The 17,652-nt window shown below is 60.2% G+C and carries 17 protein-coding genes and 1 tRNA gene; 6 read left to right on the top strand and 12 right to left on the bottom strand.

Annotated elements, in window-relative coordinates; genetic code table 11:
- Positions 1–20: 20 nt before the first annotated feature.
- From rsmB to MRX98_RS08300, 5 genes are read right to left on the bottom strand one after another with little or no spacing between them, the layout of a single operon-like run.
- Positions 21–1,382: a 16S rRNA (cytosine(967)-C(5))-methyltransferase RsmB gene (gene rsmB, locus MRX98_RS08320; RefSeq protein WP_246905328.1), complete on the bottom strand. Its 1,362-nt coding sequence runs from the start codon at positions 1,380–1,382 to the stop codon at positions 21–23.
- On the bottom strand, positions 1,379–2,320 hold the full coding sequence (gene fmt / locus MRX98_RS08315) for a methionyl-tRNA formyltransferase (RefSeq protein ID WP_246905326.1): 942 nt from the start codon (positions 2,318–2,320) through the stop codon (positions 1,379–1,381). Before fmt ends, rsmB begins: the two co-directional genes overlap by 4 nt.
- Positions 2,317–2,835 (bottom strand): peptide deformylase, encoded by a 519-nt coding sequence (gene def / locus MRX98_RS08310; protein ID WP_246905324.1) that lies wholly within the window; start codon positions 2,833–2,835, stop codon positions 2,317–2,319. The genes fmt and def overlap by 4 nt, the downstream gene beginning before the upstream one ends.
- Complete coding sequence (locus MRX98_RS08305; RefSeq protein WP_246905322.1) at positions 2,822–3,940, bottom strand: lysylphosphatidylglycerol synthase transmembrane domain-containing protein; 1,119 nt, start codon at positions 3,938–3,940, stop codon at positions 2,822–2,824. Before MRX98_RS08305 ends, def begins: the two co-directional genes overlap by 14 nt.
- Before the next feature lie 28 nt (positions 3,941–3,968).
- On the bottom strand, positions 3,969–4,910 hold the full coding sequence (locus MRX98_RS08300; RefSeq protein WP_246905320.1) for a bifunctional riboflavin kinase/FAD synthetase: 942 nt from the start codon (positions 4,908–4,910) through the stop codon (positions 3,969–3,971).
- A 106-nt stretch (positions 4,911–5,016) separates the two neighbouring features.
- Here MRX98_RS08300 and MRX98_RS08295 point away from each other — a divergent pair.
- A tRNA-Leu gene (locus MRX98_RS08295) sits at positions 5,017–5,103 on the top strand.
- A 126-nt stretch (positions 5,104–5,229) separates the two neighbouring features.
- On the opposite strand, the gene MRX98_RS08290 is transcribed toward MRX98_RS08295, so the two are convergent.
- The 4 genes from MRX98_RS08290 to MRX98_RS08275 form a co-directional block, all read right to left on the bottom strand.
- Positions 5,230–5,775, bottom strand: a complete 546-nt coding sequence (locus MRX98_RS08290) for a nuclear transport factor 2 family protein (RefSeq protein WP_246905318.1) — start codon at positions 5,773–5,775, stop codon at positions 5,230–5,232.
- 23 nt (positions 5,776–5,798) lie between these two features.
- Entirely contained in the window at positions 5,799–7,583 is a 1,785-nt protein-coding gene (locus tag MRX98_RS08285; protein ID WP_246905315.1) for a gamma-glutamyltransferase family protein, read from the bottom strand.
- Positions 7,584–7,586: 3 nt separating this feature from the next.
- A complete protein-coding gene (locus tag MRX98_RS08280; protein ID WP_246905303.1) occupies positions 7,587–9,560 on the bottom strand; it encodes a TRAP transporter large permease subunit in 1,974 nt (657 codons plus the stop codon).
- A gap of 142 nt (positions 9,561–9,702) precedes the next feature.
- Complete coding sequence (locus tag MRX98_RS08275; protein ID WP_246905300.1) at positions 9,703–10,734, bottom strand: TAXI family TRAP transporter solute-binding subunit; 1,032 nt, start codon at positions 10,732–10,734, stop codon at positions 9,703–9,705.
- A gap of 268 nt (positions 10,735–11,002) precedes the next feature.
- Between MRX98_RS08275 and MRX98_RS08270 the strand changes: the two genes are divergently transcribed.
- Entirely contained in the window at positions 11,003–11,956 is a 954-nt protein-coding gene (locus tag MRX98_RS08270) for a threo-3-hydroxy-L-aspartate ammonia-lyase (RefSeq protein ID WP_246905297.1), read from the top strand.
- A gap of 233 nt (positions 11,957–12,189) precedes the next feature.
- Here MRX98_RS08270 and MRX98_RS08265 read toward each other — a convergent pair whose 3' ends face one another.
- Together MRX98_RS08265 and MRX98_RS08260 are read right to left on the bottom strand one after the other, a co-directional pair.
- On the bottom strand, positions 12,190–12,390 hold the full coding sequence (locus tag MRX98_RS08265) for a glycosyltransferase family 9 protein (protein WP_246905294.1): 201 nt from the start codon (positions 12,388–12,390) through the stop codon (positions 12,190–12,192).
- A gap of 28 nt (positions 12,391–12,418) precedes the next feature.
- Entirely contained in the window at positions 12,419–13,177 is a 759-nt protein-coding gene (locus MRX98_RS08260; protein ID WP_246905292.1) for an N-acyl homoserine lactonase family protein, read from the bottom strand.
- 174 nt (positions 13,178–13,351) lie between these two features.
- On the opposite strand from MRX98_RS08260, the gene MRX98_RS08255 reads away from it, so the two are divergent.
- From MRX98_RS08255 to MRX98_RS08240, 4 genes are all read left to right on the top strand, one after another.
- Positions 13,352–13,966: an acyl carrier protein phosphodiesterase gene (locus MRX98_RS08255; RefSeq protein WP_246905289.1), complete on the top strand. Its 615-nt coding sequence runs from the start codon at positions 13,352–13,354 to the stop codon at positions 13,964–13,966.
- Between the two features lie 36 nt (positions 13,967–14,002).
- Positions 14,003–14,722: an enoyl-CoA hydratase/isomerase family protein gene (locus MRX98_RS08250; RefSeq protein ID WP_246905288.1), complete on the top strand. Its 720-nt coding sequence runs from the start codon at positions 14,003–14,005 to the stop codon at positions 14,720–14,722.
- Positions 14,723–15,169: 447 nt separating this feature from the next.
- A complete protein-coding gene (locus MRX98_RS08245) occupies positions 15,170–15,595 on the top strand; it encodes a hypothetical protein (protein ID WP_246905285.1) in 426 nt (141 codons plus the stop codon).
- A 162-nt stretch (positions 15,596–15,757) separates the two neighbouring features.
- Positions 15,758–16,807, top strand: a complete 1,050-nt coding sequence (locus tag MRX98_RS08240; protein ID WP_246905282.1) for a hypothetical protein — start codon at positions 15,758–15,760, stop codon at positions 16,805–16,807.
- A gap of 134 nt (positions 16,808–16,941) precedes the next feature.
- On the opposite strand, the gene MRX98_RS08235 is transcribed toward MRX98_RS08240, so the two are convergent.
- The gene (locus MRX98_RS08235; RefSeq protein ID WP_246905279.1) at positions 16,942–17,346 is read right to left on the bottom strand and encodes a helix-turn-helix domain-containing protein; all 405 of its coding nucleotides are present in this window, start codon (positions 17,344–17,346) and stop codon (positions 16,942–16,944) included.
- Positions 17,347–17,652 lie beyond the last annotated feature (306 nt).

Raw genomic sequence — 17,652 nt, 5'->3', positions numbered from 1 at the left:
GGCGCTGCGGAGGTTTGGATTCAAAGCGAACTTGCCGATCTCACCAAGCATACAGCAAAAAAACCATCCATGCCATGCCGGTGGGGCATGGTTTTCAGATAGCCTTCGGATGTCAGGAAGGTTTCAGGTGAAGCCACTTCATTCATCTCAGGCCGATAGATAGCAAAATCCGAGCGGTTTTGCAAAAACTGTTCAACAACCCCCTCGTTTTCCTCCGGTTCCATGCTGCACACGGCGTACACCAGGCGGCCGCCGTTGCGCACATGCACTGCTACGCTGTTGAGTAAGGTCAGTTGCCGTTGACGGCAACGGGCGAGGTCGGCAGGCCGGGTGTGCCATTTGCCGTCGGGGTTTTTGCGCAACACGCCCAGCCCCGAACAGGGGGCGTCGACCAGGATGCGGTCGAAGCTCGGCAGGCCGTCGGCCGCATTGGGTATCTCCAGATCCATGACCTGTCGCCGCACCATGGTGATGCCCAGGCGCGTCATCTCGTTTTCCAGACGGTCCAGTTTGGTGCCCTGACGGTCGGCAGCCAGCAGGGTGCCGCGATGATCCATCAATTGGGCCAGGTGGGCCGTTTTGGTGCCCAGTCCGGCGCATGCGTCCCAAATGGTTTCGCCCGGCTGTGGGGCCACGAGATGGGTGACCAGCTGGGCTGCTTCATCCTGCACCTGAAACAGACCGGCTTGGTAAGAAGACCACTGTGTGAGGGATCGCTTGAAACCGGCCACCACGATGCCCTCGGGGCTGTGATGTGTGGTCCGGATCTGTTCCGTATCCTGTCCCAGTGCCTGCAACAGGGCGTCGCGATCGGTTCTCAGGGTGTTCACCCGCAGGGTCACCTCCGGGATGGTGTTGATGGCTGTGCAGAGTGCCTCGGCTTCGGTTAATCCCCATCTTTCGATCCAACGGCGCGCCAGCCAGGGAGGCAGGGCGTGGTGGGTGGCCAGCCACCCCACGGGGTCCTGCGCGGCGTCAGGCCAGACCACCTGCTCGGGCGCCGCCAAGGCGCGCCGCAACACCCCGTTGACGAATCCTGCGGCATAGCGACGGCCATTGCGTTTGGTCAGTTCCACCGCGCTGTGAACGATGGCCCGTTGCGGCACGCGATCCATGAAGAGGAATTGAAACAGGGCCATTCGCAGGACGATGCGCACACGGGGGTCGATCTTCTCGGGCTTTTTGCCCCAGAAATCGATGACGTGGTCCAGTCGTCCCTGCCAACGCAGAGTGCCGTAAATCAGGGCATGGGCCAAGGCCCGGTCGGGCCGGGACAAGTCTTCGAACCGATCCGCGGCGGCGTCGAGCAGATGATCGAGGGGGTATTCGCCCTGCTGCACCCCGCACAAAAGGTCGAAAGCGATTTGACGGGCGTTGCTCATTGCAATCGGGTGCCCACCGGCATGGGGTGGCCGCGCAGGTAGTCCTGAACGGACAGCTTTTTGCCCGATGCACCCTGGATCACCTCGATGCACAGACAACCGTCGCCGGTGGCCACTCGTAATTCATCGGGAAAGCCGGCCACCACCGTCCCCGGCGCCGCATCGCCGGCCGAGGCGCTCAGGGGGTGGGCTTTGATGATTTTCAGGCGTTGGTCGTCCCTGAAACAGAAGGCCCCGGGCCAAGGGGTCACCCCGCGGATCAGAGCATCGATCCGGCGGGCCGACTGTTCCCAGGCAATGCGGCCATCGGCTTTGCACAGCATGGGCGCATAGGTGGCATCGGCATGCTTTTGTGCCCTAGGAAAGAGATCACCGCGCATCAGACGGGTCACGGTTTCCACCAGCAGGGGGGCGCCTAAACGCGCCAGACGGTGGTGCAGGGTTTGGGCCGTATCCTCCGGCCCGATGGGGGTATGGGCGCTGAGCAAAGTGTCGCCGGTGTCCACGCCGGTATCCATGAGCATGGTGGTCACGCCGGTTTCCGTCTCGCCCCGGATCAAAGCCCACTGAATGGGCGCCGGGCCTCTGTACTTGGGCAGCAGGGAGGCGTGCAGGTTCACGGCTGTTCGTGCCGGTAAAGCGAGCAGCTCCCGGGACAGGATGTGGCCGAAGGCCACGACCACCAGAAAATCGGGGTTCAGGTCGCGCAACCGGTCCACGAAGGCCGCATCGCGCACCGTAGTGGGTTGCAGAGTGGGGCATCCCAGACGCTGGGCCGCCACTTTAACCGGTGGCGGCGTCGGCGTCCGGCCCCGCCCCTTGGGGCGGTCCGGCTGGGTCACCACCAACGGCAGCGCGAAGCCCGCGGCGTGCAGTGCCTCCAGGGAGGGCACCGCGAAATCGGGGGTTCCCATGAACACAATGGAAGTCTTCATCATTCCGAATTTTGCTGTTTGAGCTGTTTGAGGACGCGGCGGGTGTACAGTTGGCGCTTCAGTGCGCTGATGCGGTCAATGAACAGTGTGCCGTTGAGATGATCGATCTCGTGCTGCAGAACAATGGCCAAAAAGCCTTCGGCTTCGATGCGCAGGGGCTTGCCTTCCCGGTCCACCCCCGCCACCAGGATGCGCTCCGCACGCTGGACATCGGCACGAAAGTCGGGAACGCTCAGGCAGCCCTCGTTTTCCGAGACGATGCGGCCCTCCCGCTCGACGATCTCCGGATTTATCAGCACATGCAGTTCGCGCCCCTCCTCCTTGGGGCGGATGTCGTAAACCAGCAATTGCTTGTCCTGGTTGACCTGAACAGCCGCCAAGCCCACTCCCGGTGCCTGGTACATGGTCTCGGCCATCCGGTCGATCAGTTGTTGCAGGTCACCATCGATATTTTCCACCACATGGGCCGGATTTTTGAGAAACGGATCGGGAAAGGTGATTATATCAAGAGGATTCACGGGCAACACTCCTTGTATCGTCGGCTTGCGGTGTGCCGTTGTCGCTTTTAAGCGATGCCAGTTGCCAGATGTTGACGCTGGTGACCAGGGCGGAGCCCAGCCCCACCAGGATCACTGGAAACATCTGCACCGCATGGTTCATCAGGGTGTAGCCGGCCGCATCGCCTGCCGGGACGCCGAACAAGGACAGGGCGAAGATGCCGCCCGCCTCCCACACCCCCCAGAAACCGGGGACCGAAGGCAATGCGATGAAAAAGCAGGTGATGACCACCACGGTGGTCATTTGTACCAAAGAGATCTCGATGCCCGGGCACCCCATGGCGAACACATAATAAGAAAGAATCGTAACGCCCCAGATCGCCACCGTCAAGCCGGTGCAGGCCGCAACCCGTCGCGGATGGCCCACGAGCGCCAATCCCAAGCCGACGTTCTCCACGATTTGATGCAACAGTCGACCGAAGCGGGCAGCCGGTTTTTCAATTCGGGGCACCATCCGCCCCACCAGGGCGGCACAGATTTCGATGGCCTTGAGAATCCAGCGGCGCGTGGGCGAAAAGGCGAGGGCGCCCAAACCGATCAAAAGCACCAGGCTGAGCCGGATCATGGCCCAGGCCGCGGTTTGCAAGGTCCGCCCGTCGAGGCGATAGCCCGCGAAGGAGACCTCCAGGTCCGGCTGGCTGGTGGCCGTGCCGAAAACCATTGTGAACAGGGCGATGAGCATCATCATGTCCATCACCCGCTCGGCGGCCACCGTGGCCAGGCCGGTGGTCATGGGCACCCCCTGCTGCTTTTTGAGCAACACCGGCCGGGCGATTTCACCGACGCGGCCGGGCAGGATGGAATTGGCCATGAAACCGATCATCAGCGGATGAAAAGCCGGCCAGAAACCGACCGGCAGCGCCTCCTTCAAGATGATCCGCCAGCGGAACACGCGCAGCACAAAGGTCAGCAGCACCAGTGCAGCGGAAGGGAAAATCCAGACATAGGATATGGTGCCCAGATAGGTCACCAGCTCGCCCAGGGGCACATTGCGAAAGGCCAGATAAAGGGTGGCGGCCGACAGAAGTGACCCGATGAGCAGGGATATCATGAGTTTTTTGGACATTGTGCTACCGAACCCGGTTGGCCCCCGTCTATTGCATGCCGGACAAGATTTGGCGGGCCTGGACGACATCCTGCCGGATTCGGGCGGTCAATTCATCGAGGCTGTCAAACTTGATTTCATCCCGCAGCCGCTGGATGAAATTGACGCGGATGGGATCATTGTAGATGTTGCGATCGAAGTCCAGAAGGTGGACTTCAATGGTGAACAGATGATCGTCGAAGGTGGGGCTGTAGCCGATGTTGGCCACTCCCGGAAAGGTTTGACCGTCGTGCTCGACCGTCACGGCGTAAATCCCCTCCTTGGGGCACAACTCGTCCTGGATAAGAATATTGGCCGTCGGAAACCCCAACAGGCGTCCACCCCGGTTGCGTCCGGTCGCCACAACACCTCGAATCTGGTAGTGGCGGCCGAGCATCCGCTTGGCGGCCGTCATGTCCCCGGCCATCACCTGCTCGCGAATCTGGGTGCTGCTGATGCGATCCTTCATGCCATTGGCAGTGTGCACCCAATCCACCACCAACACATCAAACCCCAATTCTTCCGACCATTGTTGCAGCAACGCCAGATTGCCCTCCCGATTGCGGCCGAAGGCGTAATCATTGCCCACCACCATGGCGCGCATGCCGATGCGCTCCATCAGCAGCCGTTCAACAAAGTCGCGGGCCGAGATGGCGGCGAATTCCCGGGTGAAAGGAATGCGGATCAATACCTCCATGCCGGTCTTGGCGATCAACTCCGCCTTCTGCTCCGGCATGGTGATCATCGGCGGATGGCTGTTGGGGGAAAGCACCCGCAAGGGATGGGGATCGAAGGTCATGGCCACCGCGGTCCCATGGATCGCCTCGGCCTTATCGATAACGGTTCGGAACAATGCCTGGTGCCCGATATGCACCCCGTCGAAATTACCGATGGTTATAACCGCATTTTTGTACGGTTTTTCGATGGCCTCGAATGTGCTTACTATCTCCATGATGATCGCCCGGAAAGTCCAAATTTGTGCTTGACACTGAAAATGAATCCATATATCTAATGCATCTTCCGCACGAAATCAACCTTCAACCGGTGTGCGGAAAAACGCCGAAGTGGCGGAACTGGTAGACGCGCTAGGTTCAGGGTCTAGTTGGGGTTTCCCAGTGGGAGTTCGAGTCTCCCCTTCGGCACCATAAAAGGACAAGGGGCTGTAATCGTTTCGATTACAGCCCCTCTTTTTTTACTGGTTGCGGCTGATAGCGGATAGTCGGGTCGCATCTGTTTATGGGCACGATGGTGATGGAGAAGGGACGGATCGTTTATTTAGCGATGAGGTTCAGTACCGGTTCAAGTGCCCCGATGCCCGGGGCCGTTTCCATGACAGCCGCCGGCGATGTCCAAGGATAGGCCAGCCGTTGCAACCATTGCATTATGGCCGGCAGCTGGTCCGGTGGTAGTACTTGCATGGTGTCGATGGTGATGACCAGGCGGCTTGCCAGGTTTGGCGCCACTTGCTCAAATGCCCAATCATAGCGCCCGCAGCCCACCCTCACATGTCTGTTGCTTTTCTCCGACATGCCGACCAGCCAATCACAAGAGAATGGGGCTATGGGTGTTTGGGGGCGGGACATATAGAAGGAATAGACGTTTTCGTACGTCCGGCCGAAACCACGGACCAGGGCGTCGGCGATTGCATCGCGCCCGTGAGATTTGGATGGGAAGGAAATAGTCGCTGTGTTGTTGATGACCTGTAATGTGGCATCTTGAGTAAAGACCCGGTTCAACAGGTGAGGGCGGTTCTCGTCCTTGGCATGAAAGTAGTTGCGCATAATTATTTCGGCTGTGGATGATGGGCTGCGGCGCATGAAACCTCTCCGATGAAATATTATTACCAGCCAACGGCGTAGGATTCGCGGCGCGGGTCGGCGGCGCCGGTGAGCACGCCTTGTTCCCTGTCTATGGTGATCAGGCAGACGCCGCCGGCTTTCCAGGCCCAGTCGGGCCAGCGTTCCACCCGGTGGCCCATGTCGGTCAGGCCCTTGACCACCGCGTCCGGTATTCTTTTCTCCATGCGCAGCAGTCCGGGATGATAATCGTGGGGGTAGAAGGAGTTGGGGAAACTGAAGGTGGCAAAGCGCGGCGCTTCGGCGGCGAGCTGAGGTTCCATGTCGAACTCGACGATGTTCAAGAAGGTCTGCAACATGGTTTGACATTGGGTGTCGCCGCCCGGGGTACCCATCACCATGCAGGGCTTGCCGTCGCGGAAAACCATGACCGGATTGGGGGTCAGGCGCGGGCGTCGGCCGCCGACCACCGCGCAGGGGTGATCTTTGTCCACCCAGGACTGAGAGCCCCGCGACGAGACCGCCAGGCCGGTGCCGGGGATGACTTCCGTTGTGTAGGACATGTCGCTGGGCGTCGCCGAAAAGCAGTTGCCATGGCGGTCCACGACACACACATAGCTGGTGTCCAGATGGTCGTTGGGCGCATCGTTGGGACGGGGAGGGCGGTAGGCCGCGTCGCCGGCCGGGGTCCCTGCGAGCAGTCCGGTCTCATGCCGCCACGGGTCGCCGGGAGGGGGCATCTCTTTCCAGGCCTTGTTCATGTCCACGGCGTCGCGCCTTTCGGCGGCATAGGCCTTGGAGAGCAGCCCCTGCAGGGGAACGGCGGTATGGTCGGGATCGGTGTAGAAGCGTTCCCGATCGGCAAAAACCAGTTTCAGTGCTTCGCTCAGCGCATGGATGTATGCCACGCTGTTGTGGCCAAGGGCTTTGAGGTCCCACCCCTCCACCAGGTTGAGCGCCTGCAGCAATGCGGGTCCTTGGCACCAGGCACCGCAGGCGTAAACGTCGTAGTCTTTGTAGCGCACGCTGGGCGGTGATTCCACATTGACCGCAAAGGAGGCCATATCTTCGGCGGTGAGCAATCCGCCGTTCCGGCGATGATAGGCGACAATGGTTTGGGCGATGGATCCTTTGTAGAACTCATCCCGCGCCGCTTGCAGCGCCGCCTGACGGCCGGAGAAACGAACGCGGTGCTCCGCCGCCGCCATGGTGGTCATCGTGGCGGCCAGATCCTTCTGGTGGAACAGCTCTCCGGGTGCACAGGGCATGCCGTCGCGGGGCAGATAAATCGCGGCGTTTTCGGGCCATTGCAAGTATTTTTGACGTAATTCCACCAGGCTGTTGTACAGAAAGGCGTGCATGGGAAAGCCGTTGGCCGCAAGGTCGATGGCATCCGCGGCCACGTCGGCAAAGCGCAGGGTGCCGTAGCGCATCAAGGCGGTGATCCAGGCGTCCGGCGCCGCCGGCACCACCGTGCGCAATATCCCCTCCGGCAATTTTCCGCCGCACTGTTCAAGGAAGAATTCCACCGATGCGGCACGGGGCCAGGGGCCCACGCCGCTGATGGTGGTCAGTTCGTTGCCGGCCGCGTCAAAGATCATGATCGGGGCAACGCCTGCGAAGTTGACCATGTCCGGCTGCAGTACCGCCAGGCATATGCCGGCGGCCACGCCGGCATCCACGGCATTGCCGCCGCGGTCCAGGATGCGCATGGCGGCCTGACTGGCCAGGGAATGGCCGGAGACAACCATGCCGTGGCGGCCCATGATCGCCGGTCGCATGGAAAGCCGTGTCTGTTCATATTGGGAAAAGACTTTATCGTCGGACATGGATCATTTGCCTCCTGTTGCCAATGGGCGCGCTTCTTTGTCTCTGCATTTGATGAACCAGTAGATGGCTGAGGCGGTGATGGGCACGATGGCGCCTATGGTGGTAGCCGTTCCGGGATGAAACAGGACGACGAAGGACAATACTGCAAGCAAGATGCGGAAGGGAACGTCCACGGACCTGTTGGGCGTGAAGTTGGCGTTCATGCTGAAGACGATCCCCACCGTGCCGACGGTGAGGATGGCGATGGCTGCAAGTTGGGCCAGGCCGGGTGAGAGCACCAGCTCGGGATTGGCGAAAACGCCGGCCATGAGGATGAACAATCCCACACAGATCTTGAGGGCATGGAACAGGGTGGCCATGAAGGAGGCGTCGGCGATTTTGGCTGTGACGGCGGCCACCACGGAGGTGGGCGGGGTCAACTCTCCCCAGACGGCGAGGAAGAAGGCGTAGAAGTGCACCACCCATGGATCCACGCCGGCCTTGATCATCGGCGGTGCGATGACCAGGGCGGTTAGAATGTAGGTCGGCGCAGGCGGCAGGCCGGTGCCCACCATGGCGGCGAACAGAAAAGCGACCAGCGCCATGGCCGCTATGTGAAGGCCGGCGGCCTCCATCAGCAGGAAGCCCACTTTTGTGGGGATGCCCGTGATTACAAACACGCCTGTCAGAATGGAGAGGGTCGCCAGCAGCAAGGTGAGGTCGGCGGTGACCGTGGCGAACTGTTCGACGAAACGCTGATAAGGCGCCGCCAAGGCCTTGCCGTGCCAGCCGGCGTGGGCGCGGTAGGTCAGGATCACGAAGATCACGGTAACCGCGATGGCGGCTGCGATAAAAATGCGCAAGGCGGCGATCATGGCCGGCTGGCGCAAGACGCCCATGAAGAAGATCAACCCCATAATGACGACGCAGTAAACGACAAGGTTGATTTTGTCGAAGGGAGTGAGCCGGGAGACTGTAAAATCAGGGCGGCCGGTCTGGAAACGCACGGAGATGATGTACACGCTGAGGCTTACACCGACATAATACACCAAAGCGGGTGCGTACCCGCGGGCAACCACCTCCCAGTAGCTGGTGCCCAGGAATTCAGCCATGATGAAGGCGGTGATGCCCATGATGGGCGGCATCATCTGGCCGCCCAAGGACGCGGCGGTTTCGATGGCGGCGGCCTTGGCCCGGGGAAGCCCGCTGCCGATCATGGAGGGAATGGTGGCCGAGCCCGTGGTGGCCGCATTGGCGGCACCGCTGCCGCTGATGGCGGCCACGCCGATGGATCCGAGCACGGCGGCCTGGGGCAAGGCGCGGGTTGATTTGGTCGCCAGCTGCGAGGCGGCGTTGATGATCGACTCCACGCAGCCAAAGGCACGCAGCAGACTGAGCAGCAGAATGAAGGAGCCGATCAGGGTGAGGGCCAGTTGGGACAAATGGGAGAAAACACCCGTGGTCATCTCGACGCTCATGGCCGTCACCACCCGGGTCCAGCTCAAACCCGGGTGCCAGAACATGCCCGGCACAATGTAGCCGTAGACCGTGTAGGCGATCAGGATCAGGTTGATCACGAACAGGGGCGGGTGTCGTTTGCGGGCATACTCCATCACCAGCAGAAACATGAGACCGCCGATGGTCAGATCGGTGCGGTTCCACATGCCCGCCCGCACCATGCGGATGTCCGTGAATTCTTTGGTCAGATAAATGCTGCAGACGAGGCAGATGAGGATGTAGACGCCGCAGATGATGCGGTTGGCCGTGCGCCCCAGCTTTGGGTAGAGACCGCGGTCGCGCATTTCGCCAAGGCAGAAGATAATGAAGGTCACCGGCACCAAGGTTACGGCGACCAGGGTCGGGCCGCCGAATCCGGTCATGTAGTAACGGAACAGGTAGAGGAAGAATGCGCCGGCAAAGAGATAAAAGAGAATGGTGACAGCTGTGACACCGTTGCCGCCGCTGTCCGAGGACTGGGATTGGGTGGGCGTGTTCATGGGACCGGAGGCTGCCTTTTTTGGGAATTGTCGGCCGTGGCGAACACCCCGCCCCGGTGGTGCCCGGGACGGGGCCGGATCATTGTGCGAGGAACGGGGTGCAGGATCGGCGAACCGTCGACAGCACCCCGATATCCGCTATCTACGGTTTGGCGACGCGATCATCCCAGGCGTCGTTCCACACCCCCCGCTCCCGCATGTACTTGGCGAGTCCCGGGTGAATGGGCACGAACGCGGCGGATGAGGCGACACCCCGGCGCTGGAGTTCGGGCATGTTCTGTTGAATCTGACGGAACCCGGCATCCGCCTTGACCAATTCATCGGCATTCTTTTCAATGGCCACCAGCATCCGGTACATATCTTCCTCGGGCACCTCCAGGCCGACATGGAACCCATAGAAAAATGGCAGCAAAGTAATGCTGTCCACCTTGACATCCTTCTTGAACACATCCTTGGAGACCTGGACGGGTTCGATCCCCTGGTCGCGAAGCATCTGCATCTCTTCTTTGCTGGGGTTGAGGATGGCCCAGTCGGTGGCCAGGGAAAGCTCCACGATCCAGGGTGCCGGCGTGGCTTCGGCGCTGGTGTAGGCGATGAAGCCTTTCAACCGGCCGGCATCGACCAGCGATCCCACCGTGGACAGATCCACTTCCATGTATTGATGGTTGACGCCGATGGCTTCCATTCCCCGCTCCAGGGCCGCGCGCACATCCCAGGGCATCGGTCCGGTGAACATTCTTTGCCGCGAAAGATCGCGCCACTGTTTGAAATTGCCCAGGTCGCGGGTGTGGATACCGATGCCCACTTCCATGGTGTAGGCCCAGAAAGACTGCACGGGCTGCCGTTTGATGTTGGGTTTGAAGCCTTTGAAGCGCTGAATGTCGTTGGCCAGTTCGTAGAAGGCGATGTCGGCGCCGTAATAGCCGTCGAATTCGCCGGTGGCGTATCCTTTTACGGATACGATCGCACCCGGCGTCGGCAGCACCATGATCCGATATTCGGGGATTTCCCGGTTGAGCATGGCAGCCAGGTTGACGAGGGCCCGATGCCCTGCCGATCCAACGGCGGATGTGCCCCAGGAAATATCTGTGACCTGGCTCTGCGCGGGTGCTGCTGCGCCGAACACCCATCCGACCATAACGACCATAATAAAAAAGGCGATTGATTTCTTCATTTTCCGACCCTCCTTCGATCCCTTTGATAGTATGATGAAAACCATTGCATGAACGAGCGCATTTCATTCGGCAACGGGACTGGCGATTGATCGGGTGGCGATGAAAACCGGCGCGCCCTTGAAGCACGGCAATTGGGCTTTCGGGGCTTGCATGATACGCTTTGTCAACAATATCAATGGTCAGAAAATAAATCATATTTGTCAAAAGACCAGGGCGATGTCAAGGAAGTTCAACGGGCTCCGGAGCAGTCGCCGCAGGGAGCAAGGCATGATCGACCAGATCGAAGCCGCCGCCGCAAGGCTCGACGGCGTGGCCCACGTGACACCGGTCATGACGTCGCGCACCCTTGACCGGACGACCGGGGCGCGGGTGTATTTGAAGTGCGAGAATTTCCAGCGCATGGGGGCCTTCAAATTCCGCGGTGCCTACAACGCGATCTCCAGACTGGGCGACGCCCGGCGCGCCGCAGGGGTCATCGCATACTCATCCGGAAACCACGGCCAGGCGGTGGCCCTGGTCGGTCGCATGCTGGGTATCCGCACGGTGATTGTGATGCCCGAGGACGCCCCCGTCATCAAGCGTCAGGCCACCGAAGAATACGGCGCCCAAGTGATCGCCTACGATCCCATGGCCACCTCCCGGGAAGCCTTGACCGCGGCGTTGCAGCAGCAACACGGTTACAGCCTGATTCCCCCCTTCGATCACCATGACGTGATTGCCGGGCAGGGAACGGCGGCCCTGGAATTGTGCCGGCAGGTCGGTGCGCTGGACATGTTGCTCGTGCCGTGTGGCGGCGGGGGCTTGCTCAGCGGGTCGGCTATCGCGGCCGGGTCGCTTTCGCCGGGTTGCCGCACCATCGGTATCGAACCGGAGGTCGCCGACGACGCCACCCGCTCGTTCCGTACGGGAACCCTGCAAAGCGTGCACCATCCCCCCACCATCGCGGACGGCACGCGCACCCCCTCCCTCGGCAAGATCACTTTCCCGCTCGTCTTGAAGCATGCCAGCGATATGCGCACGGTCAGCGAAGCGGCCATCATGGCGGCGGTGCGTTTTCTGTTTTTTCGCTTGAAGATCGTTGTGGAGCCCTCCGGCGCATTGGGCGTGGCGGCCCTGCTCAGCGGCGCCGTCAAAGGCCGGGGGCGTGTCGGGGTCATCTTGAGCGGGGGGAACATCGACGGTCCGACCATGATCCAGCTGCTGTCGTCCGCATCGCCATGATCCACCGGTGCGCGGATGCTCAGGGCCGTTTCTCGTCCATCCGGCGCTGCTTGCGCCGTGGGCGTAGAAGTGATACCTCTGCGGGTCTTGGTGGAGTACAAGACAACAAGGGGTGGTGGCCTTGGGCCGCCACAAGCCTACAGGCAAAGGCGGGATGCGCAATGGGGGAAGACAAATCCAGTACGGTTTTGATTATAATCGGGGCAGGGGAGCTGCTCGACAAAATCACCATTCTACAGGTCAAGCAAGCGCGGATCGATCAGCAGGCGATCGATGTGGGGGCAGCGACGCATCAATTTGGCATAGGGCGGCGTGGTGAGCAGCACGATTTCGGCGCTTGGAAAGGCGGCACGGATATCGCGCAACGCGCCGTCTGCCTGCACCATGTCACCGAAAGCGCCGCGTTTGATCACCAGCAGCTTGGTCGGCGCCACAGCCGTATCCCGCCCGGTGGGCACAGGCCTATGATTTCTGTGCGCCGATGGTCTCCATAGCCGCGAAACGGGGTTCGTGCAAAGGGATCAGGATATCGGCCGCCTGTTTCACCTGCAGCAAGATGTCATAGGCCTCGTAGGTGTTCACATGGGTGCCCGGCGGGATCACCTCCATTTCCATGGCGCGGATCTCCTTGGGAGGGTGAAAGTTTTCGTCGATCACGCAAAACCCGGTGATGATCGCCTTGCCCGACGGGGTGTCCACGGCCACCGAGAGACCACCGGGCGTGTGGGCCGGCGTGTGCAGCACCGATATGCCCGGGCGGATCTCCGCATCGCCGGAGAGGGCGCGGATCTGGCCGCGCTCTTCGATTTCCAGGATGTAATCCTCCAGGTAGCGGAAATCGAGGGGGTGCGGGTCATGAATCCGCGTGAGCTCCTGTTCGTGAACGTAGAAAACGGCGTTGGTGCACTTGAAGTCGTTCTCGCAATGGTCGTTGTGCAGATGGGTGTGGATCACGACGTCGATCCGATCGGGCGTCTGCCCCCATCTGGCCAGTCCCTCTTCAAAGGTGTATATCCTGCCGCCGATGGCCGTCTCGCGGTCCGGTGACTGAATGGGATGCATTTCGCCGGTGTCCACGAGAATGTTTTCGTCACCCCCTTGCAGGTACCAGCAATAGATGGGGATGGTGTACGGGCGGCCATAGGCGTGTTGATGGGTCATCATGCCCTGGTCGAACACCTTGGTGCCCATGACGATGGGGTGAATGGTGTAGGTGTGCATCGTTTCGACCTCCTGTCGGCCTGCAAGGCGAAAACCATCGATGGATGCAAATGCTTGTGGATCATGTGCAATGCCCGATGGCAGTGTCGCTCATACCACACGGGTGGCCGATTGGCAAAAAAAGGTTGATCAGGGGCAGGTGGTGCAGCTAAATGGTGCCTGGAGCGTGCAACCATGAACTTTCTTGCCCACCTCTATTTGGCCGATGCCAACGACGATTCGCTGATCGGGCAGATGCTGGGGGATTTTATCAAGGGTAACCCCGAACGCTGGTACGGCCCCCGGATCGCTGCCGCCATCCGGTTCCATCGGCGCATCGATGCCTTCGCCGATCACCATCCGGTCGTGCGGGCCAGCCGCCGGCGGTTCAGCGCGCGGCGTCGCCGTTTTGCAGGCGTGATGGTGGATATGTGCCACGACCATTTCCTTGCGGTGCACTGGCGACGGTTCAGCGTCGAGCCGTTGCCGGTTTTTACCCGCCGCGTCTATGGCCGATTGCGCACAGCGACCGACGTTGCGCTGCCCGCCCGGTTGCGCTGGGTGTTGATACAGATGACCACCAATGACTGGCTGGGCCAGTACCGCGATTTGGAGCGGTTGGGCCTGGCGCTGGATCGCATTGCGGCAAGGTTGACCCGCGGCGAGCGGTTCAAAGGGGGCATAGGGGAGATCAAAAACGCCTATGCCCTGCTGGAACAGGATTTTGAATCGTTTTTCCCCGATTTGCTCGATTTCGGGCGGCACTTCAAGCAAAACCCGGCCTATTGGCCTACGGTGACGGCAACATAATTTTTTCAAATGATGTGCAATCAGAAAGGAAGCGCAATGGCCATGTACACTTACAAGGTGGATGAGAATGTGGCGGTCCTGACCATGAACAACGGCGAGAATCGATTCAATTTCGATTCCTTGCGTGCTTTCGGGGCGGTGCTGGACGAAATCGAGCAACAGACCGAGGTCAACGCCCTGGTGGTCACCAGCGCCCATGAAAAGATCTGGTGCAACGGCATCGATTTGGATTGGCTTTTGCCGGCGGTGCAAAAGGAGGGCGAAGGGCTGATGGACCGTTTCCGCGTCGAAATGTTCGGGCTGTTCAGGCGCCTGGTCACCTTTCCCATGCCCACCGTTGCGGCCCTAAACGGGCATGCCTTCGCCGGTGGGGCGTTTCTCTCCTTCGCCCACGACTTCCGTTTCATGCGCAACGATCGGGGATGGATCTGCCTGCCCGAGGTGGATCTGGGCATTCCGCTGGGCCAGGTGTTCCTGGCCTTTTCGCGCCGGGTGCTGCCCATGCACCTGCTCGAGGAGATGGAGTATACCGCAAGGCGCTTGACGGCCGATGAGTGCTTGGCTTTCCACATCATCCGCAAGGCCTGTGCGCTGGAGCACCTGCTGGAGGAGGCTGTCGGGTTTGCCAAATCATTGAACAAGAAAAGGGAGATCATTCACAAAATGAAACTGGAAACCAACCAACCCATCGTGCGGGTTATCGATGAAACCATCAACGCTTTGACGGCCAAAACGCACATCCCCGATGGCTTGTAATTTGCATTTGGCGCGATGGTTTTGAGTTCGGTTTTTTAAGAGGGGTACTTGCAGGGTGGCGCTTGGCGCCACCCTGCAAGCAAGAGAGGAAGATGATGAAAAAGTTAGGCTTCGACATGAAATTAAGCATCTTGCATGCCAAAATTTAAAATCGACCTGAAAAATTTTATTTATTCATTAATTCAATAAGTTGGGAAAAATCATGCAATGCAGGGCCATGGGAGGGAAGTCCCAATTTGCATTGCAAGATGCAAATTGCAAATTGCGTTATGCAAAAAAATGAATCCCCTTCTAACCAATTCTTTCTAATCTCAGGTTCGCAACGGCCGATAACATTCCAGGGAAGGCAAACTTCCAACCGACTGTCGCTCCGGGGATGGTACCGGGCATCTTCCAGAATGGACCGCAGGCGGCGCCGGAGCCGCGCAATAGGAGGCGAAACGCTATATGCAGGCGATCTTTGAACCCACCTTTGTCGATGCCCGCACACCCGACTTCGAAGTGGACAACTATCTGCGCATTTTGGTGGCCATTGCCAAGGCGGATCGGGAAAACGGACCCCGCGAGTTGGCTTTCATTAAAGAGCAAGCCCGGCGTTTGGGGGCCGACGCCGAATTGTTCATCCAGCACACCGATAAACATTTCGGCATCGAAAAGCAGAAGGTGTCCCGTCTCACCGCCTTGATGATTCTGCGGGATGCGATTGTGTTGGCCTCCCTGGACCGCAACTTCTCCTTGCCGGAGCGGCAACGGGTCTACGCCTACGCTGAAAAATTGGATGTTCCCCGCAAAGATGTGGATCGACTCGAAGCGTTGGTGGCCGACCATCGTGTATTGGCTGAACGGTGGCGGCAGCTGGTGGCCGGTCATTGAACCCGGGACGGCAAAAGGGTGCAAGCGGTGTGGAACACCGGGCGTCGCCATGGATGACATGCGCATCGCGTCTGCCGCGGCAGGTTGGTGCATGAACATGTCCCGCTGCATGCACCAGCGCGACCCCGGTAGCTTTCGCGGGCCAAAACGGAGCCGCCGCCGATGACCGCCTTGGATCCCGCAGCCCACTGGGCCCGATGGTGGCAATGGGTGACGGTGCATTGGCAACAGGCCGTCGGCTGGGTTGCCACAGCCGATCCCTTACTGCTCCTGCTGTTCTTTGCGGGAGGCTCCTGGTTGATGATATGGCGCCTGGGCGCCCTCGAACGCAAAGGGTTGGAGGGCACGGCCCTGGGCACGGTGATCATGCCCTATGCCTCGGGCTTTTCCAATCTGATGTTCGCCTTCATCCTCGGCCGATCCGGTGGCGACGGCATTCTGGTGCTGGAAAACTGCCTGGTCAACAACGTCACCAACCTGACCCTCCTGATCGGGCTTCCCGCCGGTATTTCGGGCCTGGCCGTTTTTCCGGATCGACGCGCCAACGGTGCAGGGGCAATGGTTCGTCGCAGCCATCGTTTGAACCACCTCTCCTTGCAACTGACTTTGGTAGCCGTCCTTTTTTTCACCGGGACGCTGTGGGCCTTGGCCGGAGACGGGGTGCTCGATTTCCGGGACGGGCTGGTGTTGGTGGGTTTGTTTTTTTTCTGGCAACTGTTCCAATTGTACGATGTGCTCAAGCAGAATGTGTACCGGGGGCGGCGGCTGCAATGGTCCATGCTGGCCGACGGCGCATTGGTGGTGATGGCGGGCGTGGTCGTCTACCAGGCCATCGACGGTCTGGTGGCTTGGCTACCGCGCACCGGATCCGGATTGCTTGTGTTCGACAACATCGGGTGGCTCAGCGGCCTGCTCATGGTGATTCCCAACGCGTTGCTGGCCTTTTATTATGCCTCGCGGCTGCGGGCGGACATCGTCTACAGCTCCCAGGTGGGAGACGGCCACATCTGCATTCCCATGTGCATCGGGCTGTTCGCCTTGTTCAGCAATATTCGCATGCCCGCCTACTTCGAATTGGGCGTGGCGATCATCATGGGCGCCGGTATCCTCCACTTGGCACTGATCGGCTTTTGGGGGCGCCTGCCCCGCCTGGTGGGCCTGCTGCTCACCGGCGCCTACGGCTACTTTCTCTTCAAAGGCATTATCCTGTAAAGTGCAGGGGAAAGGCCGGCGGCTGAACTTCGGGTTTCGAGCAGCGGTGCCGGTCTCCACCAACCTTGAAGACCCGTTCATCGGCCAGCATTCCGGGTGCGGTTCAAGATGTCCAACCGATGTGCAATCGGCGATTATCGACGTATCAGGTGTTGCAATGCGCTGCGCGCCAGATTGGTTCCATCCACCCGCCATTTGCCGCTCTGATCCTTGGTGCCTTTCAGGCGACCTTCCTTGAGCCAGCGTTCCACGCCGGCGACGGTCAAATAGGTCCGTTCGGCAAAGGCTTCCACCGAGTAGGTTTGGCCGCTGTCGGCCGCCGGCGGGGTGTCGGGGCCGGCCTTCCCCGGTTGTTGGTACGCGGCGCCGGCGGGCGCTTCCGTTACACGTGCCAGTTGGTCGGCCGGTACTTGCCATTTGTTGCCCTGTTTAAAACCTTCGATTTTGCCTTCACGCAGCCACTTGGACACGGTGGATGCGGAGACCCCCGCCTGCTCGGCAAACGCTTGGGTGGTCAAAATGGCATCGGTCTTCGACATTGGTATGCTCCTTTCGCTCTGTCCCGGATCATCGACAAGCGTTGTGTGTTGGTTCCGATCAGGGCGCATCATCGCAAAAACGGCGGGAAGTTGCAAGCGATGCGACGATCATGTGCAGGCGACGGGTTTAAGCGTTCCGGGTTGGGTTGAGCAAGGCTTAACACTGAAAACTGCCCCAGGGCACCCGCCCTGGGGTTTGGCAGACCGGGTATTGGGTGTTGTGGTGGGATTGTGATATGTTGCCGGCAAGGTGGCCGAAAGCGCAGCTTTCCGGTTGTTGGAAGAAGACGGGGGTTGGATGGAGTT

This window comes from Desulfatitalea alkaliphila (assembly GCF_022968795.1).
Classification (GTDB): domain Bacteria; phylum Desulfobacterota; class Desulfobacteria; order Desulfobacterales; family Desulfosarcinaceae; genus Desulfatitalea; species Desulfatitalea alkaliphila.
Note: the sequence above shows the minus strand (reverse complement) of the source record. Positions and strands in the feature narration are given on the sequence as shown.

Coding starts and splice junctions, on each gene's coding strand:
- rsmB (WP_246905328.1), bottom strand. CDS start 1,382: ATGAGCAACGCCCGTCAAATCGCTTTCGACCTTTTGTGCGGGGTGCAG.
- MRX98_RS08290 (WP_246905318.1), bottom strand. CDS start 5,775: ATGCGCCGCAGCCCATCATCCACAGCCGAAATAATTATGCGCAACTAC.
- MRX98_RS08250 (WP_246905288.1), top strand. CDS start 14,003: ATGGCCATGTACACTTACAAGGTGGATGAGAATGTGGCGGTCCTGACC.
- MRX98_RS08275 (WP_246905300.1), bottom strand. CDS start 10,734: ATGAAGAAATCAATCGCCTTTTTTATTATGGTCGTTATGGTCGGATGG.
- MRX98_RS08240 (WP_246905282.1), top strand. CDS start 15,758: ATGACCGCCTTGGATCCCGCAGCCCACTGGGCCCGATGGTGGCAATGG.
- MRX98_RS08255 (WP_246905289.1), top strand. CDS start 13,352: ATGAACTTTCTTGCCCACCTCTATTTGGCCGATGCCAACGACGATTCG.
- MRX98_RS08300 (WP_246905320.1), bottom strand. CDS start 4,910: ATGGAGATAGTAAGCACATTCGAGGCCATCGAAAAACCGTACAAAAAT.
- fmt (WP_246905326.1), bottom strand. CDS start 2,320: ATGATGAAGACTTCCATTGTGTTCATGGGAACCCCCGATTTCGCGGTG.
- MRX98_RS08270 (WP_246905297.1), top strand. CDS start 11,003: ATGATCGACCAGATCGAAGCCGCCGCCGCAAGGCTCGACGGCGTGGCC.
- MRX98_RS08260 (WP_246905292.1), bottom strand. CDS start 13,177: ATGCACACCTACACCATTCACCCCATCGTCATGGGCACCAAGGTGTTC.
- MRX98_RS08305 (WP_246905322.1), bottom strand. CDS start 3,940: ATGTCCAAAAAACTCATGATATCCCTGCTCATCGGGTCACTTCTGTCG.
- MRX98_RS08280 (WP_246905303.1), bottom strand. CDS start 9,560: ATGAACACGCCCACCCAATCCCAGTCCTCGGACAGCGGCGGCAACGGT.
- MRX98_RS08285 (WP_246905315.1), bottom strand. CDS start 7,583: ATGTCCGACGATAAAGTCTTTTCCCAATATGAACAGACACGGCTTTCC.
- MRX98_RS08245 (WP_246905285.1), top strand. CDS start 15,170: ATGCAGGCGATCTTTGAACCCACCTTTGTCGATGCCCGCACACCCGAC.
- MRX98_RS08235 (WP_246905279.1), bottom strand. CDS start 17,346: ATGTCGAAGACCGATGCCATTTTGACCACCCAAGCGTTTGCCGAGCAG.